The organism is Enterococcus sp. FSL R5-0957, from assembly GCF_038008005.1.
GTDB lineage: Bacteria > Bacillota > Bacilli > Lactobacillales > Enterococcaceae > Enterococcus_B > Enterococcus_B faecium.
In genome coordinates, this window is record NZ_JBBOYG010000002.1 from 167,446 (window position 1) to 193,036 (window position 25,591).

Annotated in this window: 23 protein-coding genes, 1 tRNA gene and 4 pseudogenes; 6 read left to right on the plus strand and 22 right to left on the minus strand. The window is 39.4% G+C overall.

Translation table 11 applies throughout. The features are described from left to right. Window positions 1–151: 151 nt before the first annotated feature. From MKX69_RS13365 to MKX69_RS13415, 11 genes are all read right to left on the minus strand, one after another. On the minus strand, window positions 152–385 hold the full coding sequence (locus MKX69_RS13365; protein WP_002292161.1) for a heavy-metal-associated domain-containing protein: 234 nt from the start codon (window positions 383–385) through the stop codon (window positions 152–154). Window positions 386–531: 146 nt separating this feature from the next. Beyond that, a complete protein-coding gene (lgt, locus tag MKX69_RS13370; RefSeq protein ID WP_195193728.1) occupies window positions 532–1,386 on the minus strand; it encodes a prolipoprotein diacylglyceryl transferase in 855 nt (284 codons plus the stop codon). Continuing rightward, window positions 1,371–1,709: a hypothetical protein gene (locus MKX69_RS13375; RefSeq protein ID WP_038809135.1), complete on the minus strand. Its 339-nt coding sequence runs from the start codon at window positions 1,707–1,709 to the stop codon at window positions 1,371–1,373. The genes lgt and MKX69_RS13375 overlap by 16 nt, the downstream gene beginning before the upstream one ends. A gap of 228 nt (window positions 1,710–1,937) precedes the next feature. After that, window positions 1,938–2,642, minus strand: coding sequence for a Crp/Fnr family transcriptional regulator (locus tag MKX69_RS13380; RefSeq protein WP_002292156.1), 705 nt, complete (start codon window positions 2,640–2,642; stop codon window positions 1,938–1,940). A gap of 144 nt (window positions 2,643–2,786) precedes the next feature. Then, window positions 2,787–3,359, minus strand: a complete 573-nt coding sequence (locus MKX69_RS13385) for a Dps family protein (RefSeq protein ID WP_341010571.1) — start codon at window positions 3,357–3,359, stop codon at window positions 2,787–2,789. A 236-nt stretch (window positions 3,360–3,595) separates the two neighbouring features. Next, on the minus strand, window positions 3,596–4,162 hold the full coding sequence (locus MKX69_RS13390; protein WP_038809140.1) for a recombinase family protein: 567 nt from the start codon (window positions 4,160–4,162) through the stop codon (window positions 3,596–3,598). Between the two features lie 629 nt (window positions 4,163–4,791). Further along, on the minus strand, window positions 4,792–6,297 hold the full coding sequence (locus MKX69_RS13395) for an ApeA N-terminal domain 1-containing protein (RefSeq protein WP_010829803.1): 1,506 nt from the start codon (window positions 6,295–6,297) through the stop codon (window positions 4,792–4,794). Between the two features lie 265 nt (window positions 6,298–6,562). Further along, window positions 6,563–7,015 carry an ASCH domain-containing protein gene (locus MKX69_RS13400; RefSeq protein ID WP_010829804.1) on the minus strand — a complete coding sequence of 151 codons (453 nt, stop codon included), beginning with the start codon at window positions 7,013–7,015 and terminating at the stop codon, window positions 6,563–6,565. Between the two features lie 14 nt (window positions 7,016–7,029). Further along, window positions 7,030–7,989 (minus strand): S66 family peptidase, encoded by a 960-nt coding sequence (locus tag MKX69_RS13405; RefSeq protein WP_010829805.1) that lies wholly within the window; start codon window positions 7,987–7,989, stop codon window positions 7,030–7,032. Window positions 7,990–8,286: 297 nt separating this feature from the next. After that, on the minus strand, window positions 8,287–8,967 hold the full coding sequence (locus tag MKX69_RS13410; RefSeq protein WP_016177626.1) for an IS6-like element ISS1N family transposase: 681 nt from the start codon (window positions 8,965–8,967) through the stop codon (window positions 8,287–8,289). Window positions 8,968–9,614: 647 nt separating this feature from the next. Then, on the minus strand, window positions 9,615–10,913 hold the full coding sequence (locus MKX69_RS13415; RefSeq protein ID WP_002290399.1) for a polysaccharide deacetylase family protein: 1,299 nt from the start codon (window positions 10,911–10,913) through the stop codon (window positions 9,615–9,617). Window positions 10,914–11,278: 365 nt separating this feature from the next. On the opposite strand from MKX69_RS13415, the gene MKX69_RS13420 reads away from it, so the two are divergent. Then, the gene (locus MKX69_RS13420; RefSeq protein ID WP_002295743.1) at window positions 11,279–12,187 is read left to right on the plus strand and encodes an IS982-like element ISEfm1 family transposase; all 909 of its coding nucleotides are present in this window, start codon (window positions 11,279–11,281) and stop codon (window positions 12,185–12,187) included. 328 nt (window positions 12,188–12,515) lie between these two features. Here MKX69_RS13420 and MKX69_RS13425 read toward each other — a convergent pair whose 3' ends face one another. From MKX69_RS13425 to MKX69_RS13450, 6 genes and pseudogenes are all read right to left on the minus strand, one after another. Continuing rightward, complete coding sequence (locus MKX69_RS13425) at window positions 12,516–13,079, minus strand: restriction endonuclease subunit S (protein ID WP_002294754.1); 564 nt, start codon at window positions 13,077–13,079, stop codon at window positions 12,516–12,518. 14 nt (window positions 13,080–13,093) lie between these two features. Beyond that, window positions 13,094–14,137 (minus strand): hypothetical protein, encoded by a 1,044-nt coding sequence (locus tag MKX69_RS13430; protein ID WP_002292292.1) that lies wholly within the window; start codon window positions 14,135–14,137, stop codon window positions 13,094–13,096. A gap of 132 nt (window positions 14,138–14,269) precedes the next feature. Next, window positions 14,270–14,674, minus strand: a complete 405-nt coding sequence (locus MKX69_RS13435) for an organic hydroperoxide resistance protein (RefSeq protein ID WP_002292291.1) — start codon at window positions 14,672–14,674, stop codon at window positions 14,270–14,272. A gap of 199 nt (window positions 14,675–14,873) precedes the next feature. Continuing rightward, on the minus strand, window positions 14,874–15,122 hold the full coding sequence (locus MKX69_RS13440; protein WP_002292290.1) for a GlsB/YeaQ/YmgE family stress response membrane protein: 249 nt from the start codon (window positions 15,120–15,122) through the stop codon (window positions 14,874–14,876). Window positions 15,123–15,756: 634 nt separating this feature from the next. After that, window positions 15,757–16,638 (minus strand): magnesium transporter CorA family protein, encoded by an 882-nt coding sequence (locus MKX69_RS13445; RefSeq protein ID WP_156249574.1) that lies wholly within the window; start codon window positions 16,636–16,638, stop codon window positions 15,757–15,759. 47 nt (window positions 16,639–16,685) lie between these two features. Continuing rightward, window positions 16,686–16,952, minus strand: a pseudogene (locus MKX69_RS13450) (helix-turn-helix domain-containing protein); the annotation flags it as partial. Window positions 16,953–17,165: 213 nt separating this feature from the next. Between MKX69_RS13450 and ypfJ the strand changes: the two are divergent. The 3 genes and pseudogenes from ypfJ to MKX69_RS13465 all read left to right on the plus strand — a co-directional run. Further along, window positions 17,166–18,059 (plus strand): KPN_02809 family neutral zinc metallopeptidase, encoded by an 894-nt coding sequence (ypfJ, locus tag MKX69_RS13455; RefSeq protein ID WP_341010572.1) that lies wholly within the window; start codon window positions 17,166–17,168, stop codon window positions 18,057–18,059. Between the two features lie 340 nt (window positions 18,060–18,399). After that, a tRNA-Leu gene (locus MKX69_RS13460) sits at window positions 18,400–18,481 on the plus strand. Window positions 18,482–18,596: 115 nt separating this feature from the next. Beyond that, a pseudogene (locus MKX69_RS13465) lies at window positions 18,597–19,496 on the plus strand (cytochrome P450); the annotation flags it as partial. On the opposite strand, the pseudogene MKX69_RS13470 reads toward MKX69_RS13465, so the two are convergent. Beyond that, window positions 19,490–19,846: pseudogene (locus MKX69_RS13470) on the minus strand (ABC transporter substrate-binding protein); the annotation flags it as partial. The pseudogenes MKX69_RS13465 and MKX69_RS13470 sit on opposite strands and share 7 nt — an antisense overlap. A gap of 490 nt (window positions 19,847–20,336) precedes the next feature. On the opposite strand from MKX69_RS13470, the gene MKX69_RS13475 reads away from it, so the two are divergent. Further along, the gene (locus MKX69_RS13475; protein ID WP_038809364.1) at window positions 20,337–20,786 is read left to right on the plus strand and encodes a DIP1984 family protein; all 450 of its coding nucleotides are present in this window, start codon (window positions 20,337–20,339) and stop codon (window positions 20,784–20,786) included. A 297-nt stretch (window positions 20,787–21,083) separates the two neighbouring features. Here the strand turns inward: MKX69_RS13475 and MKX69_RS13480 are convergent, their stop codons facing one another. Further along, complete coding sequence (locus tag MKX69_RS13480; RefSeq protein ID WP_072538801.1) at window positions 21,084–23,660, minus strand: Spy0128 family protein; 2,577 nt, start codon at window positions 23,658–23,660, stop codon at window positions 21,084–21,086. Window positions 23,661–23,798: 138 nt separating this feature from the next. On the opposite strand from MKX69_RS13480, the gene MKX69_RS13485 reads away from it, so the two are divergent. After that, window positions 23,799–24,837 (plus strand): IS630 family transposase gene (locus MKX69_RS13485; protein ID WP_142434254.1). Its coding sequence is split into 2 segments (ribosomal slippage): window positions 23,799–24,296 and window positions 24,298–24,837, totalling 1,038 coding nucleotides; the frame shifts between segments, so codons are not numbered across the junction. 5 nt (window positions 24,838–24,842) lie between these two features. On the opposite strand, the gene MKX69_RS13490 is transcribed toward MKX69_RS13485, so the two are convergent. The 3 genes and pseudogenes from MKX69_RS13490 to MKX69_RS13500 all read right to left on the minus strand — a co-directional run bounded on the left by MKX69_RS13490 (window position 24,843) and on the right by MKX69_RS13500 (window position 25,496). Beyond that, window positions 24,843–25,124, minus strand: a complete 282-nt coding sequence (locus MKX69_RS13490) for a hypothetical protein (protein ID WP_038809225.1) — start codon at window positions 25,122–25,124, stop codon at window positions 24,843–24,845. A 9-nt stretch (window positions 25,125–25,133) separates the two neighbouring features. Then, window positions 25,134–25,232 (minus strand): annotated as a pseudogene (locus MKX69_RS13495) (BRO-N domain-containing protein); the annotation flags it as partial. 120 nt (window positions 25,233–25,352) lie between these two features. After that, window positions 25,353–25,496 (minus strand): hypothetical protein, encoded by a 144-nt coding sequence (locus MKX69_RS13500; RefSeq protein WP_156272371.1) that lies wholly within the window; start codon window positions 25,494–25,496, stop codon window positions 25,353–25,355. Window positions 25,497–25,591 lie beyond the last annotated feature (95 nt).

Here is a 25,591-nt window from a genome sequence, read left to right on the forward strand (position 1 = left end):
ATAAGATAATTGCTTAAGTAATTAATTGACTGACATCAAGTTTAGAAAGTTCTCTTTTATCGTTTCTAAGCACCTCGAATCGGATTGCAACAAAAAAAGCAATCCTGGAAAAATAGCTTTTCTTCCAGAATTGCCTAGTTCATTTGATCTGTTAAGCGGCCTTGACTTTTGCTTTAAGGACCGGATAGCCTACGTTTTCGATAGCTTTTTGAATCTCTTCAATCGAAGTGACAGCTGAATCAAAATTGGCTTTGACTTTGCTGGAGTTGAATAATACTTTAATGCTGTCTTTATCAACACCGTTAACTGATTTTACGGCACCTTCAATTTTTTGCATACAACTTGGACAAGACAACGTTTCTAATTGCAATATAGCTTTTTCCATAATTCCTATCTCCTTTATGTGTTTTTATTTTATCGGCAGCAGATTAATGAACACTGCCTTTTCCTCTTTACAACTGTAATATAGCTCACTTTTAGCAAACGAAAATTGACGCATATCAAGTTTTGCACTTCTTTTTATCTTTTTGCTCAATTCACCATCTTAATAGTCTTTTTCTGCCCCTTATTGCCATCAGAATAATAAGAAATTGGTGGATAATTTTGTCTGCGTATAAACCATACTACAATCGCGCCAATAAACAGGGCCAGAGACAAGGCTTGCGAAACGCGGATCCACTCGCCAATCCATAAACTGTCCGTTCGCATACCTTCAATGAAGAACCGACCCACTGAGTACCACAAAACGTAACTCAAAACGACTTCTCCTTGACGCAAAAGCTGTTTTCGGTTCCGTATAGTGACGATGAGGACAAAGCCCAACAAACTCCACAATGACTCGTATAAAAAAGTCGGATGGTAGTAGGTACCATTGATATTCATTTGTTCAATGATAAATTCAGGTAAATAAAGATTTTCCAAGAATTGACGAGTAACCGGCCCACCATGAGCTTCCTGATTCATAAAATTGCCCCAACGACCAATGGACTGGGCTAACAATACATTGGGCGCTAAAATATCAAGAACGAGTGCCAAAGAAGTACCTTTTTTCTTTGCATACCAATATAGCGTACCCCCTCCTGCAATCAATCCCCCATAAATCGCAATGCCGCCATTCCAAATCGCAAGGATTTGTCCTGGATTTTGCAGATAATAACCAAGTTCAAATAACACATAATAAAGCCGAGCGCCGAGGAGTCCAATCGGAATTGCCCATAAGGCCATATCGATAATGGTATCCTCTTCCAGTCCTTTTTTCTTTGCTTCCTTGGTGCTCAACTGGAGAGCCGCTAATATGCCCACTGCAATAATGACTCCATACCAATGAATCACAACAGAACCAATCTCCACCACATGGGGATTCAAAACGCCTAATACGAATCCCATTCTATTTGCTCCATTTCTTCAATTTTTCGCGTCATTCTAGTCATGGTGATGCTGAACAAGATTCCGGCTAAGCTCCATGGAAACCAAACAGTGAATACACTTTTATCTCCCTGGTCACTCGCTTCGTAATACGCCACTTTTCCGTGTACGATTACGCCGGCTCCTTTTACAACTTCCTCTTCTTTTTCCATAGCTAACCTATCTGCCTCAACAACGTTAGACGTTTTTGCTTCGCCGCCAATCGTGTTCTTGGTGAAAGGGACGACAAAGAATGCACCCGCTGCTGACAACGTGATGGCAACTATCACCCAAAAACAATGCACATTCACCCCTACTTATTTTTACGTTTTGTTCGACAACCCTATCTTAAAGAAAAATAAAACAAAAAAACTTGAGGGTTATCATGTTTGTGCTTTTATTTTTCCAATGAATGAAGGTCGTTCTGTCTTAAAAAAGCCAAAAACGGACAGATGGAAGCAAAAGCACTGAGTTCTGTCCCGTTGTTAATGAAGAGCGACAGAACACCAACGTGTAGAAAAAAGTGTGTCCGATTATTCGCTGTAAAGCAATAAATCATCTAAATCCTGAATCTTGATCCTTTTCCCAGACAGCTGTTGAATCAATCCCTCGTCCTCCAATTCTCCAAATTTGCGACTGATGGTCTCAGGTGTCGTTCCTAAATAGGAAGCAATGTCCTTTTTTGCCATCGGCAGGGTGATGGTGGGAGAGTTGCCCATTTCAGGTTCCACATTTTCTGCCAAAAACAAAACTAAACGGGTAATGACACTCTCCACGGCTACTTGTGTCGTTTGACGTTCTGAACTTTCTAACCGTTTAGACATTTCCGCCAATAGTTTTAAAGAAATAGCTGGGTATTGTTCCAGAAAATCTTGGACATCTTTTTGCTGAATCATACAGACAACGGTATCTCGGGTTGCTTCGGCATATTCCTCGTGTACTGCATCCGGGTTGAACAAGGTCCATTCTCCGGTGAAATCACCAGGGTTCAAGATCCGCACTAGCTGCTCTTTGCCAGAGTCTGCCAATCGATAAATACGGATTTTCCCACGATTGATAATATATAAAGTATCCTCTTTTTCTTGTGAACGAAACAGAAACTCTCCTTTTTGATACTGTTTCGTGTGGGCTTTTTCAGCAATGTAATTCATCGCGCTATCCTCTAAGTGATTGAATATTGGAACCAAGCGGATACAGGCTGCGTGGTCGCCAATTTCATGATGGGTATGTTTAGTCAATTCATTCTCCCCCTTTATTTATTTTGTTTATATTCGCTGCTTTTATTATATAAGTCTCTTACTACAAAAAAATTGATGCACATCAAGAAAATGGAAAAAGGACTGGAAAGAATTCCAATCCCTAAATCAGCTTCTACTTTTACCTTAATCTTCATCCTCATCAAGAGCGTCATCATCTTCTAATGCTTCTTTACCAATGAACGCTTGCAGCATCCAAATGTTCTTGTCTAAGTCATTTTTAAAAGCAATCAATGTATCTTCTAAAGCATCGTCACCCTCGTCTTGAGCTAAACGAATCGCGCGAATAGTTAGGTCACGAGTGCTTCTGAAGTCCTCGATAATATTTTCAACCATGTCTTCTGCTTTAGCGTATTTATTAACTGCATCTTCCGAAAACATCGAATATTTTTCAAATTCAACCGTTGTCGAAGCAGGTTTATGCCCAGAAGTAATTAGACGCTCCGCAAGTTTGTCGAACCATTTTTCATTTTCGTTATACAACTCTTCAAATTTTTCATGCAACGTAAAGAAATTGGCTCCTTTTACATACCAGTGATATTGGTGCAGTTTCACATGTAATGTATGCATGTTGCCTAAAAGATGATCCGCAATGGCCGCTGCATTAATTTTCGTATGATGAACATGTTCCTTGTGTTCTTGTTCTTCTTGCAATCTTTCTTGGGGTGTTCTTTCTTGAGTAGCTTTATTTTCAGTCATGATTTATTCCTCCTATAATTTTGGTTTGTTTAAAATAGCTTTCTTTGATTCCTCCTTTTTCTTTACTGAATTTAGTATAGGATAGATTTCCGTTAAAAAAATTGACGCTCATCAAGAAAAGTATTTCTTAATAGACGCCAGGCTTCTCTATTAAAATAAGTTCTTTGAAGTTTATTTCTTTTTATTGGGTTTATTTCAAAGCTTACAGATTATAAATCTCTTTCTTAGAATAGACTCTATACATCAGTACTTAATTGCAGTTTTCTCTTATTGCGCGTCAAAGTGCTCTTGCTTATGCCGGTCATTTTCTCTACTTCTTTATAGGAATGATTCTTCAGTAGATTCATGGCGAGATTGATTTGTTGCTGGCTGAATTTTTTCGGTCGCCCTTCCCGGAAGTCGGGTTTCTGTTTAGCCAACTCTTTCCCCTCTTGTGTACGTTCTACAATCAAATCACGTTCAAAATCCGCAAAAGCGCTGAAAATTGTGAAGATCAATCTTCCAGTGGAAGTATTTTCAATAATTCCTAAATTCAGCACATTGATCCGCACACCCTTCTCAAATAAGAGCTTGATTGTGTTCAATGCGTCTTGTGTGCTGCGAGCGAAGCGGTCCAGCTTCGTCACAACCAAAGTATCCCCTGTCTCAATTTCCTGAAGCAGTTTTTGGAATTCGGGACGATCACTTTTTGTCCCGGTAATTTTCTCGAAGTAGACCCGGTCGCAGCGTTCCTCCTCTAGTTGACGCAGCTGCCCTTCCAAATCTTGCTGGCGGGTACTCACCCGTGCGTAGCCATATTTCATCTTTTTTTGCCCTCTCTTTTGACTATAAGTTATGACACCTTTGTATCCCTTGATTTTACTGGAGCAAGGAAGCATAGTCAATACTCTTAAGTTTTGACTATGAAGGATAAACTAGAACGCCTATACTCTATTCTCTAGTAGGCCTAGGCGTTCGGTATTTTTATATGTGTAGCGACAAAGAGAGGTATATTATCGCTATCACCTTCTCCATACGATAAGCTAATAGGTACTTAGCCGGATCTATTCCCCTTACTAGTTGTCTCCATCCCCATCTTTCGTGTATTGGTATAGCCAGTTGTCTGAAGTAATCGCATGGAGCACACTTCATCTTTAGCTTCTTGGATTGTCACGATACCGCTTCTGATGACACAGGACTTCTTCGGGGAAACTGATTGGTGTAGCGGCTCCTGAAGCTGCTAATACACTGGCGTACGAAGAAGTTTCAACTTCCTTTTGATTCCTTTCGGTTCACTGTATTAAATTGGATTGACATTCTCGGATTCATCCTCTACCTAGTACCCGTTCATCGTGTATACCTGTAATAACTTGGCATTCGAGTAGTCATGTTTGGATAAGTGATAATGGTCTCGAAATTGGTGGCTCCACCCGCTTGTTGAATAGTTCGCTTACTATTCTGCTGGAAATGTATCCTGAAATTCATAGGTTTCGGGAATGAGAACTTTTAAAATGATGTCTTCCGAGATTCCTAGTTCTTTATAAATAAAGTATCTTTGAAAGAGCTTCAGTTTTTCATTCGTTGTAAATAAATTTTGTGCTCCTTGTATTCTATCAGGGTACAACTCGGGTTTATACCCATGCGTGTGAAAATTTCGTGTTTGTGTTAATGACCTAGCTAAACTGCTACTGGATTTAGATGGGCTCTTCCCTTCTTTTTTTATGCAGGATTCGAATATTTTGTCCGGAAGTTGCCTGAATAAATGGCTCAGCTTTTTTTGTAAGGAATCTTCGCCTATAAAATTAATATTTGCATTAAAATGTTCTTTATTCTGCTGTGACACATTCTCATTCACATAATCTGTTAGCAGTTGTTGGTCTTCTCTTAGTTCTTCTTTTTTTTGTTCAATCGAATCATTAATAAAGTTTCTATAATATATTTCTAAGTTTCTAATAGAATTCAGCAGCTGGGTCTCTACATAATAAGGTAAGTATAAATCGTTCAAATAGCTATCAAGAATAAAACTTAGTTTTTCTTTCTTCAAATACCAGCTATTTAAAATGCTTTCAAATTCACCTTCTATAGCATGGAATGTAAGAGCGCTTTTAGGGGCTGTGGTGATTCGCTCTCCAATCTGCCGGAAGAAATATCTCCCCCTTATTAAAGGATAAAATTTCCCAGCATGTTCTGGTATAGTTTCTTTTTCGCATAAGAACTCTAGATAGTCAAAATGCAAAGGTATACCATTTAGGAATTCTAATAGCTTTTTGATGTATAGAGCGTTTTGAAAGAAGGAACGAAAGTTTCTCATTTCTCCACTATTTTCAAAAACTTTCAGATAGGACTTTTCTTCAAGAGAATAAGTACTGTTACTTTTATTCCTATTAAGAGTAATAGCTTCTAATATAGACAAATTTTCAGAATGAATGTTAAAAGTTCTTTCCCCATATTTGTCTAGATCAAACTGTACAGCCCCTTTATTTTCCTGGGGAAATACTAAGGTTGAAATAGAAGTTTTATCTATCCATGTATGTAAATGATTAACGGAAAACCTAATACTTTCAACCATGGGATCTTTTTTGAAATCACCGAATACTTTGTTGAGAGCGGTTCTTATTACATCATTACCCTCAATCTTATTAAAATTCACATCGAGTATATAAAATTCATTTACAGAATATGAATCAATACTAAAGCCAGGAATACTATCGGTACCTTTTACTCTATAACACCCTTCCAAGGCCAATAATTTCCCATCTTGTGAAAAACCATAAATTCGGTTTAAATGTTGAAATGTATCATCAAAGCTCTCAGAAAAGGAATCGAATAATTCAAGAATAATGGATTGAGATTTATAGTGCAGAATCCCTCTTATTCCATCCTTCATTTCCTGGTCTTCTCTAAACCATATAGCTAAAACATCAAAATCTTCATGCAGGTTATATTTATCAAGTTTCATTGTTTAAAAACCTCTCTTTTCAATGACATATATAGAAAAAATAGCTTTTTATAAAAGGAACATCTATTCGACACTCTAAATCTACATGGATAACGTTTGAAAATCAACATGTTGCTTATGACGGTTTTGGGTACACCCTAACCATACAAAAAGCGCCTTTTTTGGTGTTGTTCCCTGCTTAGTAAGATACTATGACTCCGTCAGGTATCCACCTGCACCTTGGCCACCCCTCTGGCATCCTTAGGGGTGGCTCTTCTGATTTTCATCATTGCTCCGCTCCTGGGAACACCATTTCAAATTCCTCACAGACCACTTGAGACTCTTCGCTAAAGGGAAGGCCGGCTTCCTGGTACGCTTCCGAGAAGAAATCGGTATGTACGCTCCTCCAATAGCCAAGGGTGCGGTCGCCTTCGCCTTCCTTGAAGGCATGGCGTTCTGACACATCTTGGAAGGGAACCACATAAACTTTGGTGATCTGGGTGATACAAATCGCATTATCCTGCCTGTCCAAGATGACATTGAACCCTCCTTCTAACGGCAAGGGTTCTTGATCTGCCTCATACAGGTCATAACCGGAGGTAGTGGCGGTCTTCACGCCCTGGCGGGTCAGTTCTGCCAGTTCGTCGGGAACCACGCCATACTGCCACGCTTCATAGGTGTGGTGCTTGTAGCGGGGGTATTCCTCAATAAAATGATTCCATAGTTCTTCTGCCTGCATCTGTTTTCCTCTCCTTAGATCATGATTTTAAGATTGCCTGCGTCTAGTTTAATTTTTTTGCCTATAGGAAAAGTAAAAATAGGTTGGGTATGGCCAAAGTTCACATCATAGAGGACGGGAATGCTCTTCAATACAGGGTGCTTGTCTAGAATACTTACCAGTATTTCTTCGGTCATCCCTGTCTCTTCAGGAAATCGGCCAATCACCAATCCCTTTGGATTTTTGGCAACCTGGAGCAGGGACGCCAAATCACGGGCGAAGTCATGGGACGTGTTCTCTTCTGCGGATTCGACAAAAAGGATTCCGTTATGGAGATCTGGCATATACTCGGTTCCCTGGAGCAGGGTGAAGGTATTGAGATTGCCCACATAGCTAACCCCTTCTGCTGTTCCGGGGGTATAGACCTTCCAAGCGTTCTCAACCAAATTTCGCGGCTCCTCGGGTAAGAACCACAAATCATCGCTGTAATGATCCGAGGCAGCCAGTTGGACCTCCTCCCTTCCCGCACATACCTTTAAAAAGTACTCTGTCTGGTAGTCTTGGAGCTCGTCCATCTTGAAGCTGGAATAGTGAGGTCCAATATACGTTACCAACCCGGTCTTAGCGGTGATTGCATTATTCAGGGCAGTGATATCGCTGTAGCCGCAAATAATCTTAGGATTACTCCGGATAAGATCGTAATCAATATAAGGCAGCAACTCATTGGAGTTGAAACCGCCAATGGTGGAGAGAATCGCCTTCACATTGTGGTCGGAAAAAGCCGCGTGGAGGTCTTCCACGCGCTCTTCTATCGAGGCCGAGCCGATCAAATCGGTGGCGTGGATATTCTTACTAAACGTGACCTTATAGCCCAGACTCTCCAGTCTTTCCTGAGCCTTTCGGTTCCCTTCCATCCCTCCCACTCTTTGAAAATTACTCGAAGGCGACAAGACCCGGATTTCATCGTTGGATTTTAACTTTTCAGGAATAATCATTTGTTACACATCCATTCTTTGTATTATGTTGTCAGATAATTATACCAAAGTATAAAAATCCAACTAGCTGTTAAAGGGAGCTGCAAAAAGCTCCTCATTCCTAAGTACGCATTCACGTACCAATGTGTAACAAATATACTAAAAAAATAATTATTTGTAGTATAATAGTTACATTGAAAGGAGGAAGACCATGAACGAAACCGTATGGGACCTCTTGGACCAGTACAAGGGCATCCTGACGCTGGTTCTGTTGCGAAGTTTGAAAATCAAACGCGCCCTCTCTGAACTCCAAATATCTTAGGCTGTTATTCCCATTAATACCTTGATTTCAGTAGACACCGAAAAGCCGAAGAGCGTTCCATTTCTTCGGTTCTTTTTATATATTCCTCGAATGGTCTCCATGCCCTTAATCGTGGAAGAGGCTGTACGGAGACTTTGATAAAATTTATTTCGTCGTTTAATAGGTCGATGGTCTTGTTCTATTAAATTGTTAAGATACTTCACAGTTCGGTGCTCTGTCTTAGTATATAAACCCACACTCTGTAACTTTCTAAAGGCGGAGCCAAGAGAAGGTGCTTTATCGGTCACAATTGCTTTCGGCTCACCAAACTGTTTATGGAGTCGTTTTAAGAAAGCATAGGCTGCTTGCGTATCCCGTTTCTTTCGTAACCAGATATCTAAGGTTAAGCCGTCCGCATCAATTGCACGATAAAGATAATGCCCACGTCCCTTAATTTTGATATAGGTTTCGTCCATTTTCCATGAATAGAAGGATTGTCTATTTTTCTTCTTCCAAAGATAATAGAGGACTTTGCTGTACTCTTGTACCCAACGATAAATCGTAGTATGACAAACATTTATTCCACGATCATATAACAATTCCTGAACTTCACGATAGCTTAGATTGTAACGCAGGTAGTAACCAACAGCGACAATAATGACGTCTTTTTTGAATTGTTTGCCTTTAAAATGATTCATTACTCTGTCCTCTCTGTCTTTTTTCTCAATTTTACACTAAAATAGATTTTTTGGAAAACTTTGCAACAGAACCCTATTTATAAACTGTAAAAGCCTAACTTTGAACGACAGCATAAACTGTTGCAAAAGTTAGGCTTTTTATCTGCTTTCGTGTGTCTACCTAGAGCTTTTTCTGACAGAAGTATTTACCAAAAGTTAAACGAAGAAAGTGAAAATCGAGAAGAAAGAATCACTCTTTAGCATGAAAAAAAAGAACTTTATCCTGATTAAAATAACGAAACAATCAAATATGACTTGTGCAAAAAAAGAGATGAGACCACTGCTACTTTTAGCAATGGTCTCACCTCTGTTTTACTGGTTATCGTCAGGTCAAAACGGTTTTTTTACAACCTATCTGCGGTATTCAAGAAGCTGTTTTTCTCTGTTCATTCTTATTGCTTGATGCAGACCAGCCTTTTCACAACCTAACACGCGGTGTTCAAAGAGCTGACCTTCAACAATAAGTCAAAACGCTCTTTTTACAACCTCTATTCACGGTGTTCAAGAAGCAACTCCTCAGCAATAAGCGCTAGATTTCCAAAATATGAGAAACTATTTTAGAAATCTAGTTCTTATTTGCTCGGAGCTGGACGCTTCTTTCACAACCTCTATCCTCGATCTTTTTGGTCATACACTTCTTTGACGTTGATAAATTGATCAAGTATTGGATTTTCTCCTTTTAGGTCAGCTTCGAAACGGATACCGTCAATATTGATTCTGGCGTTACGGTAGTAGTCAGTTCCTAGTTGTCCCCATGCAGGAGTTGAGGCATCGACATTGCAGAAGATATCAAATCCTTGTTGTTTCAAGTAAGCAAATTTTTGATTTGCTTCAGAATAAGGTTGCCAATCGCTGATGTCAGCGCCAAATGGGTAGATCAAAATATTTGTTTTGCCTAAAATAGGTGCAACTTCATTTTGCCAACGTTCATTATCTTGTTGGATATCGGCTAAAGAAGCTTGTGTCATATTCAAGTGTCCCCAAGTATGAGAAGCAAAACTCCAACCATCTTTCTTTAATTGATCAGCAACTTTTTTGGCTGCTTCGATTTCTTTGTTTGTTTTTTCGTTATCACCATATTCTGATTTTGATGTACGGTAACCTAATACACCATTATAGCCTGTTAAAGCTAATGTTCCTTTGGCGCCTTGATAAGAAAAATCGGGATGTTTTTTAATGAATGAATCGATCAATGGAACCATATCATAGTCACCAACAGTTTCCTTCTTATTGTCGATATAAATATTCTTGATTTGGTTCTGTTTATCGACAATCAACTTACTTGGAAATCCTGAATTGTCCATGTATTCATAATAGCTGACATCGTCTTGCGAAAGAATTAACGGTTTCTTTCCTTCTGGAAGAGAAACACCTGTAAAGGTCAGTTTTCCATCTGTTCCTTTTTTGACTAATCCATTTAGATTAACAAGAACATAGTTATTTTTATATAACTGATCAATGGTTTTATTGAATTCGGAAATAGTGACCATATAATCTTTATACCCTTGTGCTTGCTGGGTATGAAAAGCCTTAGCTGGATCAACGATCAGACTATGAAAGAAGACGTGTGAGATTTTGGTCGGGTCTTCCCATTTTACCAAGGATTCTTTTTCTTTTTTCAAAGTTGCTAACAATTGTTGCGCTTCTTTGGCGTCGTCTTTTTCAAGTAAGGCGATGGCTTCATCATAATGATAACTTGCAGCAAGCTGTTTTGCTTGATCAAGCTGTTTCGTCGTTTGTTTATCTTCAACAGGTTTTGAGCTGCTGCTTGAGTGTTGAGTTGTTTGACTAGTGTTTTCTAATTTATTGTTTGTTGCTGCTTGTGTAACAAAAAAGATACTTACACCTAGAATAATAACAGTGCATACAGAAGTGACAGCCAATATGATTTTGTGTGTATGTTTCATTTTATCGTCCCCTACTACTTTTTGATTTCAAAAACCCCCGTAAGCTTTTCTTAACCTTTTGAAAAACTTCCCATAACCATTGTAACGAATATAGAAACAAGTGTAAAAGAAACTTTTGTTTTTTTGATTTTTCTCTTATTTTCTTTAACTAGAGCGCTTTTTATGAGAAGTACTATTTTGTAAAAGTTATAAAGTGAGAGAGGTGAAAATGTTCGGATTTTCGCTGTTTTTATTTCCAAGAAAAACTAAAATAAACCCGTGGTGCTAGTTAATTTTTTCCTAGAGGAAAATGTCTAAACATGTTGGTAAATCAACAAAAAAACGCATATAGTAGTCTCAAAACTCCCAAGAAATGAGGACTACATATGCGTTCATCAAAATATACTGAACATTATACAGATACTTTTATAACATTCAAGGAAATTATGAGAACTGTTTCTAACATATACCACAATTGTGTACCAGATAAGATTAAAAACCGAAGAAATACTGATCAACTGAAGCAACGCGATACAGTGATTATTGCTTGTGTTATATGGGGCATAATTAATGGCTATACTAGCCAAAGAGCCACGTATAGAGCGGTTTGTTCCGTCTTATTTCCTAATGGTGACTTTCCTAGTAGGAGTCGATTCACTCGCTTAAGTTCAAACTTAGCTTACACTATCAAGATTATTCGATACTTTTTCATCAAGAAGCTCACCAAAGGTGAACTAGTCGGAATTATAGATAGTTTTCCTAGTCCATTATGTAAACCAGTTAGAAATAGACAAGCAAAACTATTGAATCAAATAGCCAAAGTTGGCTATAACTCAACAAAAAAATCTTATTTTTATGGTCTTAAAATTCATATGATCGTTACTAAGACTGGCTTTCCGATTACTTACTCAATCACGAATCCAGGTGTCCATGACGTGAAAGTGTTAGAGACTTTATCGGAAGAAGCGAATCTTCCCAATATCCTAGGGGACAAAGGATATATTAGCCATAAAATCCATGAAAAGCTTGCCCTTAAGGGCATTACTATATCCGTTCCGCCACGTAAAAACATGGATAAATCAGAAAAACTAGACCACAGCTTACTTGGAAAACAAAGAAAAACAGTTGAGACTGTTTTTTCTTCCTTAGAAAAATTAGGTTGTCAAAATTTCAACTCACGTTCTGTTAAAGGGCTAGAGAGTAGATTTGAAAGCATATTACTGGCTTACAGTGTTCTATTAAGTCGAGCACAACGACGTTTTGAAGGAACTTTGAGATATTCTTTAGGATATTAAAATTAACTAGCACCACGGGTATTTATAAATTTCTCCCTACCACTACCTATTGCTATTATTTAAAATAGGGATAATTTTTTCTCTTAAAAAATATCATTATTTGTGGTATGGAGCTGCGTATCATGAGTGAATGATATTAGGAAAACTTCATAAAATAAATCTTTTATACATTTCCACTTCTAGATGGTCATTCATGTTAGAAGAATCAAACTATTTTTTTACTGTCGTAATAATATTAAAACACTAGAACAAATCAATTAAATTCCATAAAATATAAATAATAGACCTAGCATCATCTGGTATAAAATGGATGCTAGGTCCGTTATATTTACTCAAAATTGATTCTACGAATAGATCTTCTTATCATTTCTATTTTAGTAGTCATGCGTTGTTGTTCTTCTAAAGGTGGTAATGGTATAAGTAGTTTAGATAAATTTGTACCATTTACATTTGGTTGCCCAGTTCCGTAAGAAATTTTTTCTAATAACTTCCAATATAATGGCGAGTCTAAGAAGCAGTCTACGTATTCTGATAATAATTTCTCAACTAACCTAATTCGAATCAAGTAAGAAGCAAAAACAGATTCCTCACTTATTTCCTTAACCAAGAAACTTTTTCCCATAGTTCCTCCTGTCCTTGCTATCAAAATGTCATTTTCTTCCAATCTTAAATCAACTAGTTTAGAATTACTAATATCACAGTAAGGCACACTGGACCAATTTACACGTCCCTCTTGTATATCTGTGATTCTCAAAAACTTAACATTGCCTTGTTTTTTCGCCGAATCTGTATAGCCATATTGAATCTTAGTAGAAATACTTCCTAAATAAACCCATAGTCGAACATCGCTAGATGATTTTTCTTGTCGTTCTTTATGAACAACAGTGATCATCTTGAGTTGTCCGACTATTTTTTAGTTGCAGCAATCTTTTTGGGACGCTTATTTGCATGAAGCAACGTTGCTAAGTCTAGTAATAAAACATTGGCTAACACAGGATTGGCTTTCTCGCGATACGCTGCGGCGCCACTTTCAAACAATACTGCTAGACGATCTTCTACAACAACGATTTGTTCCAAATACGGTGGAAATTTGATTCGTTTTAGGATCCGGCTAGGAGAGTCCCGCTCGGACACTAAGAGTTCCGAGGTATAAGGACCATAAGAACGACTGGCTAAGAGATAATGGCCATAAAAAGCCACACCTTGAATCTTATCAGATGTTTTTCTGCTCATTGTCACGGTTGGTTGGATTTTGTCTTTGCGGCGAATTGCTGTTTTCATTTCAGCTATCGTCGGCAATAGATAGAAAGTCAACTGTCCTTCACCTTTTAGTGTGAAGTTGCCAGATACCAGTTGATCATTGTTTTGAGTCAAATACGATGCTTGTGGAATCTCTGAGAGATCAGTTGTCAGCCAATAAGCGATTGGCTGTCCCGTCTCTTCAGATGTATCTGCTAAGATATCGATCAAACGTAAAGCGGCTACTCGTCCAGTAGCAGATCCTGTGATTGTCAACCATAAAAGTTCCCGTTTTGTATCATATACTAAGCCCCCTACATGTGGCCGTTTAGGTAAAATCAGCAGTTTGATCGGCTGTCCTGTTTCTCTATCCAGTACATGAATAATAGAATGATGCTGATGGTCATAGCAGTAGGCAGAAATAAACACAAAATCTTGAGAAAAAGCCAACCCTTGCGGCGTCATCCATTGACAAACCTCATTTTCGCCGGTTTCCGGCACCACCATTCTTGTTTCTGTTAATCCAGGAATGTTATATTGTTTTGCTTCAGCCTTTTCCCAAGCTGCTTGAACAATAGGATACCGTTTTAACTTTTTTTCAATATCCTGATGTATCCGTTGCTGCTTCCAATGCTTAAACTTTAGGACATAGTAAACAAGGAGGCCAATGACCAGCAACACTAAAATCATTATTGCTACCCGCTGTGTCATTTTTTTGCCTCCTTGTTCTATTCGATCAATCGTACATATACCGCTATTAATTACCGTAACTACATGTTTCTTTTACTAGCGTTTCTTTATAGGATCTTTCATAATCTCATTTATAGTAACATTAAGAATCCCTTATTCTACTATAGTCACTTCCACATCAATATTGCCTCTTGTTGCTTTAGAGTATGGGCAAAATGCGTGGGCTTCTTCTGCGATTTTCTCTGCTTGGTCCTTCTCAAGTCCTGGCAAAGAAACTTCTAAAACAACCCCGATTTGGTAGCCCCCATCTTCTAATTGAAATAAAGATACCCGTGCTTTGACTTCAGAATCAGACTCAAGATTATTTTCTTCCAGCATGTGTTGAACCGCGCCGTTGAAGCAAGATGCGTATCCAGCCGCAAAAAGTTGTTCCGGATTTGTCCCTTCACTATGGATTCCTGGGCGGTCGATCTTCATGTGCATACTTCCGTTTGGTGCCTCAACCTCGCCATCACGGCCTCCACGATTGATCATTGCTGTTTCGTACATTTTTTTCATTGAGATCATCCTTTCTTTCGTCGTTCTATATTAAGTGTAACGAGTATTTTTTAATCTGACAAAGGTAATGCTTGCACTCGGCGACATCAGTTAGACAACATCGATGATCAGTGATAGAAGCAGTTTATCTATACAAAAAAAGAAGCAGCGAAAAGCTGCTCCTTAAGATAATAGGTAAAATTGCTGATATATTTGACGATTAACCTCTTGAACGTCCCAAGAAAAATGATACTACAGCAACAACGATGATCGCACCAATGATAGAAGGAATCAAAGCCATTCCTGCTAATTGAGGACCCCAGCTACCTAACAATGCTTGTCCAATTGCTGAACCAACTAAACCTGCAACGATGTTAGCGATCCATCCCATTGATCCACCTTTATTTGTAATTGCTCCGGCAATCAAACCGATAATAGCTCCTACGATTAATACCCATAACCAATGCATAATTTTCTCTTTCTTTCTGTGAAATATTTATTACACATATTATGTTACGCTCCTTCTTAAAAATACACAAAAATTTTGCTCTTAAAAAAACAAAAAAAATTTAAAACGTTGTTATATTAAGGATAAGTCAACTTTTTTGGAATCGTTAACACTCACTGCAAGAGGTCAAAAAAACTGCCGCAGCTCTTTGAAAGCGTTTCGATCAGCAAAAAGTTATTTTCTGATAAAGGGTACCTAGACTATGTACGATTTTCTTTCATTGTCTGCTTTCAACCGTCATCTTCCCTATGAATAAAAGCAATCAAAGAAACCTGATTGTCGTACACAACTCATTCACTACATCCTTCTGATGAAACATCAAAACAATTGGCATTCCTTTGATTCTGCCTTTTGTATTTGAAACCTGCTTCCCCTCACTATGTAAAAGGATTATGAGAAAAAGCAACGATAGAAGTGAGCGTATGCAATAGCGAGTAAAGTAAAATATAAATTGTTCGGATTGTACCCCGGCCTTTCTTCTTAATATTTTTCATTTCTCGCTTCTCCCCTCTGCTTATTGGACAGTCTTCGCGATTGTGAAGTCACGAAAAAAAGCAACTTTGCCCAGCGTTCAATGCTAGACAAAGTTGCTTTTTTATTTTGTTTTTGAAAAGTCTTTCTTTGAAAGATAGACAGCAGTAAGGATGCCTACTAAGACAGCTAACCCAAAAACTAGAATCGTTCCTATCGTGTTATCCTTCCCAGGCAGTCCGCCAGTGTTGATCCCCCAAAGTCCAGCAATCAATGATGGCACTGCAACCACTAATGCTGCTGAATCTAAATATTTCATCAAATGGTTCAAATTATTGTCCATCATATCCGAGAATAGACCACCGATGGTTTCCAATAAATCGCGATAGATCGTGACAAGCTTGTTGGCAAATTTCTGTCGCAGTTTAATGTCGTAAACTAACGATTCATTATCTAATTTGTCTAAAAACTCTTTTCGTTCCATCAAGTGATTCACTGTAAGATTCTGATCTTTCAACGTGTGATCCAAATAAACCATATCTCGTTCTGTGTCTGCCAGATTAAATAGTTCATTATTTTCGGTTGTTTTACGGGCAGCCGCATCCAATTGGTCGATTTGCTTTTTAATCTCTTTCAACCCATTGATATAGTGGGTATAGATCATTAATGTGGCAAAAGCAATGATATCCTCAAAATGTCGAAGCTCACTTCCATGTTTCTCGATCAATCGCTCAACGAGATTCGATTCTCTAGAGACATAGGTGATCATCAATCCTTTGGAAAGAATAAATGTGTCAGGTTCAAGGCGTTTTTCAATGCGTTCTTGATGATTTGAAGAAAGATCGATCAATGTATAAAGAAACGGATTGTTTAATTTAGTGTCTCGTAAATGTTCTAATCGAGAAACTTCCTCTGGTTCATCGGAGCCAATAAAAATATCTTCCGGTAAATCAAAAAGTGTCAGCAGCTCTTTTTTTTCTTCTTCATTTCCATGTTTGACTACCAACCAATTATAGTCTTCTTCGGATGATTCTCTGATTTGGTTCTTTTCGATTGCTCCATAGTAAGGAGAATGAATCGCTTCAACATTCGTTGGATTTGTGACTCGCTTCCTTGAAAATAAGTGCCTGAATTATCAAAACGCAACAGTAAATTTTCTTTGACAAACAGTGTTTTTAGATAAACGATATCCTTGGCGATACTGCTCCTAGAAACATAATACTCATCAGAAAGTTGCTGGTAACTCAAGTGCTCCTCATTGATCAGCCGCTTAAAAATTTGCATGCGTCGGTCTTCGATCAAAGAATAATTGTTTTTCATTTGCTCACCCTCTACCTTTATTCTAGTGATACCTTAACAAATATGAAGACCAATTGTTAGATTAAAAAATGATTAAAAGGTGTGCACATCCTTTCCCTTGATAGCAATATCGGTCGTTTGTTCCGCAAAATCGCTTCAAGCAAGCCAAACTTTTCTCATCTTCCTCGTTTTCTCTTATAATAAATGTAAACAGTCAAATGAGGAGGAAACAAAATGAAATGGCGTGGGGGTAGACAAAGTTCCAATGTGGAAGACCGCTCTGGTCGTTCCGCAGGTTCAGGAGGAAAAATAATGGCCGGCGGTGGTATCGGTACGATTGTTATCGCAGTCCTCTTTTTTCTATTCAGTGGAGGTGATTTAAACTCCGTCACAGATATTTTGGGAGGCGGACAAGCCGCTAATTATCAAACAGAAAATGTGGCTTCAGACGAGTATACAGAGGAAAAAGAATTCTCCGCTGTCGTCTTCGGCCATTTGGAAGATTATTGGAATGGTGTTTTTGAAGCAGAACAGACTACGTATCAAGATCCTAAACTGGTTTTATTTACAGGAAGTGTTCAATCGGCTTGTGGGAATGCAACTTCTCAAGTTGGTCCCTTTTATTGCCCTGCCGATCAAAATGTTTATCTGGATCTCAGCTTTGCAACAGAACTTTCTCAAAAGTATGGGGTCAGCGGAGATTTTGCTATGGCCTATGTCATTGCTCATGAAGTTGGTCATCACGTACAAAACGAACTTGGTATTACACAGCAACTCGATAAGATCCGCCAACAGGTTTCTGAAAAAGAATACAATCAATATAGTGTTCGTTTGGAACTACAAGCGGATTATTTAGCCGGTACATTTGCCAAGTATCTACAAGGAAAAACTTATAACGGCCAACCGATTTTAGAAGCTGGTGATATCGAAGAGGCTATCACAGCTGCTAATGCCATCGGTGATGATACGTTACAAAAGGAATACCAAGGATATGTCGTACCAGATAGTTTTACTCATGGGACTTCAAAACAACGAGTTGAATGGTTCAACCGGGGGTTCAAATATGGTGATTTGGAGCATGGAGACACCTTCAATGAAAAAAACCTTGATTTGGTCTACGGATCATAACAAAAACGCTCCTTTTTAGTCACTCTTTTTTCACATTTGGGCGGTATAGTTTATTCATACCAACAAACCCTAACTTTTTCATTTTACTCCTTGCCTGCCAGTCCCCGCTGGCAGGCCCTTTTTTTCATGGTGCTATTTTAGTTTTTTTAACCTTTGGCCTGTTTTTTTCTTTAAAACGCTAAGGGTTGATCACAATTTTTTCATATTTTCCGGTTACTATATAAATAACCCAACAAACAACCCAACTTTTTCATTTTTTACTCCTTGTCTGTCAGTCCCCGCTGACAGACTTATTTTTTTTCTTGCCAAAATTCTCAAAATGCGCTAAGGTTATTTATGCGCGGAAGTGGCGGAATGGCAGACGCGCACGCTTCAGGCGCGTGTGAGTATATCTCGTGTGGGTTCAACTCCCATCTTCCGCATTTTGAGCAGATCATCCAAGATGATCTGCTCTTTTTTATGTGTTTCTTTTGTCTAAATAAAGAAAAAAGCTTAAGCTAGAAGTATATCAATAGGAAAAAGATAGGAGGAAATCCAATGAAAGAAGTACCAACAGCGAAAATCAAATTAACTGAGGTCAAAGAACTCTTTGATGCTGGTTATGAAATCTTAGGAGAATTACGGTCTGAGGTGAATGCCCCAGTCGTTAGAGCAAAATTTCTGAATCAAGAAGTGATTGCCATTTATGGAAAAGAAGCAGCAAAAATTTTTTATGATCCACGAAACTTTAAACGTGAAGGAGCAATGCCTAAACTCGTCCGTTCAACCTTGTTAGGTGAAGAGGGGGTTCAAACTTTAGACGGGGAACAACATCACCATCGGAAAAACTACTTTATGGACTTGATGACACCTGAGAGAATGACCGATTACCATGATTTGTTGGAACGAAACCTTTCTCATGAACTGGATAAACAATCCGGTACCTTTGAGCTTTTTTCACTCACAAAAAATGTTCTATTCAAAACGATTTGTGAATGGTCAGGAATCAATCTAGCACCACTGTCTCAATCAGAGATCAGTGAGTTAGCTGATTATCAAGTTGCTATGTTCAGCGGGACTGTCACCTCCCCTGTCGCCCATTTAAGAGGCGTCGAAGATCGTAAAAAATCTGAGAAATGGGCTCAAGGATTGATTGAAGAAGCTCATCAACATCCTGTTGCTGGCAAAGAATCATTAGCACTTTATACTTTCGCTACTGCCACTGATCTTGAAGGTAATTTACTGCCGATCGAAGTTGCAGCCGTCGATCTGTTAAATATCATCCGCCCTACGGTTGCTTTAACCGTTTGGATCGCTTTGATGGGACATGCCCTTTTTAGTACAACGACCATCTACCAAGCACTTAAACAAAACTTTTCGGAGTTACAGGATTCATTTATTCAAGAATTACGCCGCTTTTATCCTTTCTTTCCAATGATGCCCGCCATTAGCTTGCAAGCATAAGCAAAATCTGCTGCTTGCACTTGCTGCCCATCACTCCATTTGGCTTCTTCCTTTAGTTTAAAGGTATATGTCTTGCCATCTTCACTGATGACTGCTTCCTCCGCCAAACCGGGAACTGGCTGACTCTTTTCATCAAAACGATACAACCCTTCAAAAAGATGCTGGATAACGGTAAACGTAACTTTATCCGTTGTTTGCGTCGTATCTAATGTTGTCAACTCTGCCGGTAAGCTGACTGAAATCTCTTGAACTTCTGGATCTGTCTCCTTTGCGGACGATCCAGTCGTGCTACATCCTGCTAACAAAAAACTTAAAATTCCTACAACAACCAAACCCTTTTTCATTTACTCTCCTCTTTCCTTTTCACTTGCGAGTTGCAAGCTTGATCAAATAAAAAAATCCTCGTCCCTTTGCTGATCATCATTGATCAACAAAGGGACGAAGACTTCGTGTTACCACCCTTTTTCGTGTCATTTTTACAAATAACACCTCATCAGTACGTATGCATACTCGGCAGGATAACGGCTGCGTTCCGTCTAACCAGCGTAAACCAGTTAAAAGACTCTGAGCTCATCTTCACTTAGCGTTCTGTCCCCTTTCTCACCAACCCGGGTTCTCTTTAAACAGTCATCAAAGCTACTCTTCTCATCGATGTCCTATATTCTACTGAATTGATAAAAGTATACTATTCCTCGTTTTTCAAGTCAAACAGTTTTTAGAATTTTCAATCTTTTCAATAATGGCTTCGAGACTTTTTGGAGGGCAAATACTTGCCAGCTTAGTGTTTTTTTTCTAAGATAAAGAAAAGAAACCTTGCTTGAAAGGATGAAATCAATGAAACTTGCTGAAGCATTATTACTACGAAGAGATCTTGAATCCAAACTCACTCTGTTACGAGAAGAGATTGCCAGTAGTGCCGTGATCCAAGAAGGCGATACGTTAGACCGCAGCATCGACGACTTACTGCTGGATTATGAAACAACAAACCAAGAATTTGCCCAGTTGGTCATTGCAATCAATCAGCGAAATGCGGTCGTCAAAATCGGTGAACAAGAAACGATTGCTGCTGCATTAGAGAAACGGGAAGCTTTAAGGCGTTCGCATGCGATGCTAACGGCAACATTGGAAGCAGCCAAGGTTGCTCCACGGATGGGACGTAATGAGATTCGTATGATCCGAACGATCGATACCAAGCAAATCACCGACCGTTTGAATCAAACCGCAAAAGCCTTACGTGAATTAGACGGGCAGATTCAACAAACAAATTGGCTTGTTGATTTATAAAACAGCTGGGTGGGAGTCAAAAGCGAGCACAAAGCAGGTACAGGCTTATATGTACACCAATGGGGTCTGGCAGGGACCAGTTTAATGACTGCTGTTCAGTTACAAGCGTACAACTTATATTTTTCAATTAACGACCACGTGCTGGTTTGACAAGGTGGGTGCCTCTGTTTATCTTTTGTTACTCAAAAGGTAAACAGAGGTTTTTTTTTCAACAAGACCTCTTTCAAAAGCAAAAGACCCCCTGATCCGTTTCCAACATAGGAAACCAGATCAAGGAATCTTTGATCGTTTAGCTAGTTACTTTCTTTTCTGTCTGCGATATACCACTACCACAATGCCTACTAGTAACAAGCCTACTAACATCCAGCTGACTTGATACGTTTCACCGGTTTTTGGCAGTTCGTTTTTCTTCATCGGTGTTTTTGTATTCTGATTTTTTGCTGGATCAGGAGCTTTTTCTGGCGTGTAGCGGTTAGTAAAGGTTGGCTCGCTACCATAATCTGCTTTCGCTTCCAATGTTCCGTTTTGATCTTCGACATTTACGGTCACTGGAATCTCTGCGTCATCATAAGTGATTGTACTGTCTTGTCCGGCTTTTTCCCGGATCGTATAGTTGTACTCACCGGCTTTGTCGTACGGAATCGCATCAAAGTAAATTTTTCCGCTACCATCGTTGGTTTGACTTTGAATCACTTGTCCCTCTTGATCGACTAATTCAAAAGTGAACTCCCCTGCGACTAGTGAACGGCCAGTCAAGACTTTCTCTGCTTCCAACCCTACACTGCCAGCTTTTGGCGTGTAAGTGTTCGTGAAGACGGCGTTGCCTTCATAAGTCGCTGTTGCTTCCAATTGTCCTTCATTGTCTTTCACACTTACAGTCACTAGCACTTCCGTATCATCATAAGTGACTGTGTCATCTTGACCCACTTTCTCACGGATCGTGTAATTAAATTCGCCGGCTTTGTCGTATGGAATCGCATCGAAGTAAACTTTCCCTGTGCCGTCATTGGTTTGACTTTGGATTACCTTTCCTTCTTGATCGACTAATTCAAAAGTGAACTCCCCTGCGACTAGTGAACGGCCAGTCAAGACTTTCTCAGCTTCCAGCACTACACTGCCAGCTTTTGGTGTGTAAGTGTTCGTGAAGACGGCGTTGCCTTCATAGGTGGCTGTTGCTTCTAACTGTCCGTCGTTATTTTTCACCTCTACTGTAACATTGGTGATTGAATCATCATAGCTAATCGTAGCGTCATGTCCTTGTACTTCATAAATTTTATATCGATAGGTTCCTTCTTTTTGATAAGTAATCTCATCAAAAAGAATATTATTTGCCTTGTTCGTCTTTTCTTGAAGGATTTTATTTTCTTCATCTGCCAAAACAAAAGTGAATTCCCCGTCTTCGATCTGTCGGCCTTCCAAAGCTTTCGTAGCCGTTAAAGCTAGGCTAGTTTCGATAATTTCCCTTGTATTAGCTAGTTCAAAGACATAATCGACTTCCTCGCTCGAGATCGTAAACGTATATTCTTTTTCATCCCGCTCATATCCATCTGGTGCTTTCGTTTCTTGGATTTTATAATCTCCATATCGTAGCCCATCTAAGCGGTCAAATTCGCTAGTTCCTTGAATCAACTTATTATTTCTGACAACAAGTTCGGAGAAAACAACTTCGTAATTTCCTTCGGCATTTTTACGACTGAGTTGGAAATGTGCCTCTTTGTTGATCCCAGCTTCCTTATCCCCTTCTCTGTCATATTTCTTGATTGTCAACGAGCCATTTGTTCCCGTTGAAGTACCGCTACCGTTGGTAGATTTGACGATTACGTCTTTTGTTACTTGATGGATTTCCGTCTGACTTCCGTAAAGAGACACATCATTTGAAACAACTTCATTATTTCGAATGCCAGGATCAAGTTTCGTTTGATAAACGATGAAGTATGGACTGTCAATGACATCCTCAAAAGCAATACGTAATGTGAATGTTCCATCAATACCATTCGTTGTTACATTTGGATTGTCTTGATTATTGAAAATAACTTTCTCACCTTTTATCCATTGATCTCCGTCTTTGACGGCTTTATACACATCAACAAGGACTTTTCCTGTCTCATCGTACAAGAAAGTCTGTTGATTATAATTGATCGTATCTTCAATCACAGCATTCTTGATCGTTAGACTATCTTGGTTAACCAGCACTTCCCAACCCAACAGTCGATTATTGTCAACATTTTGAGTGCCATTTTTTGTTAACCAGTTTCCTTTTGCGGATCTCTCAACTTGCGCTTCAGCAGTTAAATCCGTTGTACCATCTGTCAAAGAGATCATATTGTTGTACTTGTAAACATCTGTAGCTGCTTCGACAGCAATGAAGACAGCAATCGTTTCTGAAGTGTCTTTCAACAGTTCTACTGTCACTTGTTTTGTCACTGGATCATACGTCAAGCGATAATCAGCTGAGCTCAATTCTTCCTTCAGAGATCTTACTTGGTTTTCTGTTCCGGATACGTCAACTGTATAAACTACTGCTTCTTTAAACGTTTGACCATCTTGTAATTGATCGACAATCTTGGTTCCTTCATGAAGTGTCGCTTTATACGTATTAAATAATCCCATCCAATAGATTTGATCACTTGTAGCAACATCTTCTGAAAAGATATTTGGGAAATTACGGTTAAAAGCTGCTTGCAAGTATGCTTTTACATCTCCTCCTTTTGGAATGAAAAGCCCTGCTTTTAGCGCGTTTAAGGTCCAAGTAGTGTCCATCCATGAATTTGCTTGAGCGGCTTCCCTATAAGAGTTACCGTCAATTTCATAATCGACAAAAGCAGAATTACTAAAACGTGTTTTGGCACTTCCTAAAGCGATCTGTGTCGTCATATCAAAAGTCGTTTTGAATCTGACCGTAATTTTGTCTGCTGTCTTTGCATAGTTTCCTTTTATATAAATTGAGTTAAATTGTATTCGTTTTTCCTCCTATAGGCGTATACTAAAGAAAACACTTGAGGAGTGGGGAACATGGAAACAGAACGCCAAATCCGTGAATTGGAAAAAGCGATGAATACGACAGACAACCGCCGGTTGTACGAGCGTTTCCTGGCAGTCAAGTTGGTTCTTGAAGGCCACACCCGGAAAGAAGCCGGGCACACCATCGGCCCCGACGAGCATACTGTCAGCCACTATGTGAAAAACTACTGCCATAATGGAATCCAAGGTTTAGTCTCCAAAAAACAAAGCGGACGACCTTCACGGCTGACAGATGAACAGGAAGCGGAACTGGTCCAAATCGTCGCCTACCACACTCCGGAGGAAGTAGGTTTCAAATCCCGTGCCAATTGGACATTGGCGATTGTGTGTGACCTGATTCTCCGGGAATGGAGTTATGGATATACGCAAAAAGGCGTGGCGGACCTCCTTCACCGGCTAGGACTAAGCTGGACCCGTCCGACGTATACCCTCAAAAAAGCGGATTCCAAGAAACAACAGGTATTTTTGGAAGAAACCTTCCCGAGCCTAAAAAAAATTGCTGAATAGCGATATTGACCACCTCCTATTCGAGGACGAAACCATGATCCGGGATTACCAAGCCATTGGCTGCACCTGGTTTCTCCGCGGCCACCAGCGAAAAATCCCCACTTATGGACAACACAAAGGGGTAAAATTGATAGGCACCTTGGATTATGAAACCGGTCGGATCATTTGTACAGAAGAAGGGGCATACGACGCAGCGGCCTTCCTCCGTTTTCTGGAGCGGACGTTGCGGGAATACCCCACCGGAAAAATCGTGATGGTATTGGATAATGCCCTTATCCACCACGCCAAGCTGATCCAGTCTTTTCTTGAAGAAAACGCTAGGCGCCTGGCACTCATCTTCCTCCCTCCCTACAGCCCTCAGTTGAACCTAATGGAAGGCGTTTGGAAGTGGCTCAAGGAATCGGTCATCAACAATGTTTTTTTTGACCACGTCCAGAAAATCAAACAGTCGGTCCGCGGTTTCTTAGCCGATGTAAACGAGCGTCCCCTTGTGGTGATTGACCGACTGTGCGTGCGGATGTAAAGTATTTAATTCAACCTATATAGGTCATCTTCATTTTTTAAATAGAAATTGTAGGCTAATTCTAAAGCAGAACTTTCGTTACTATCTAATAATTGTTGACGTATAATAAATGCTATCAAATCAGCAGCATTTAAATTTGCAATTAGTTCGTTAAACATTTGTGTAGCTTCAAGCGACACCTTAATCTTAGGTGATTTAAACATGATGACCGGTTTAAAGGTGCTCGTTACCCCCTCCGCATACGCCCGATATTTTCTGAATTGTGATAATAAGACGACATTCAACATCTTGTCTTCCTCATCAACGTGAGTGCAGATAGCTTTTTGTGGATTGACGTACCCGAGGATATTGGCCACATCCTTACCCACAAAGTAAGGAATATCCCAACCATCAATATGCGTACCGAACCGAAGTCCGGATTGTTAAAAACTGCTAAATCGTTCATATTGCAGAACCTCCGTAAAATTTTATTTGGAAGCTAAATTGACTTCCTACATATAGGCCACGGGAGGACCTCAAAAAGGACGTTTTTCTATAAGTTTTTTTGCAATTTTTCGTTTTAAACGATTCCAGCGGTGAGAAACATTGTTTTCTTTATCATCAATTAATGCCGCGTACTCCTGAATTGACATACGGTCTGAGATGATTGCAATGGCCAAAGCAGCCTCTTTAGGCTTTAAAGATTCACTTAACCAACCACGGATAGCTTCATCTTGATACTTCCGCTCACGTTCCTCTTCCTGTGAGTTGTCAG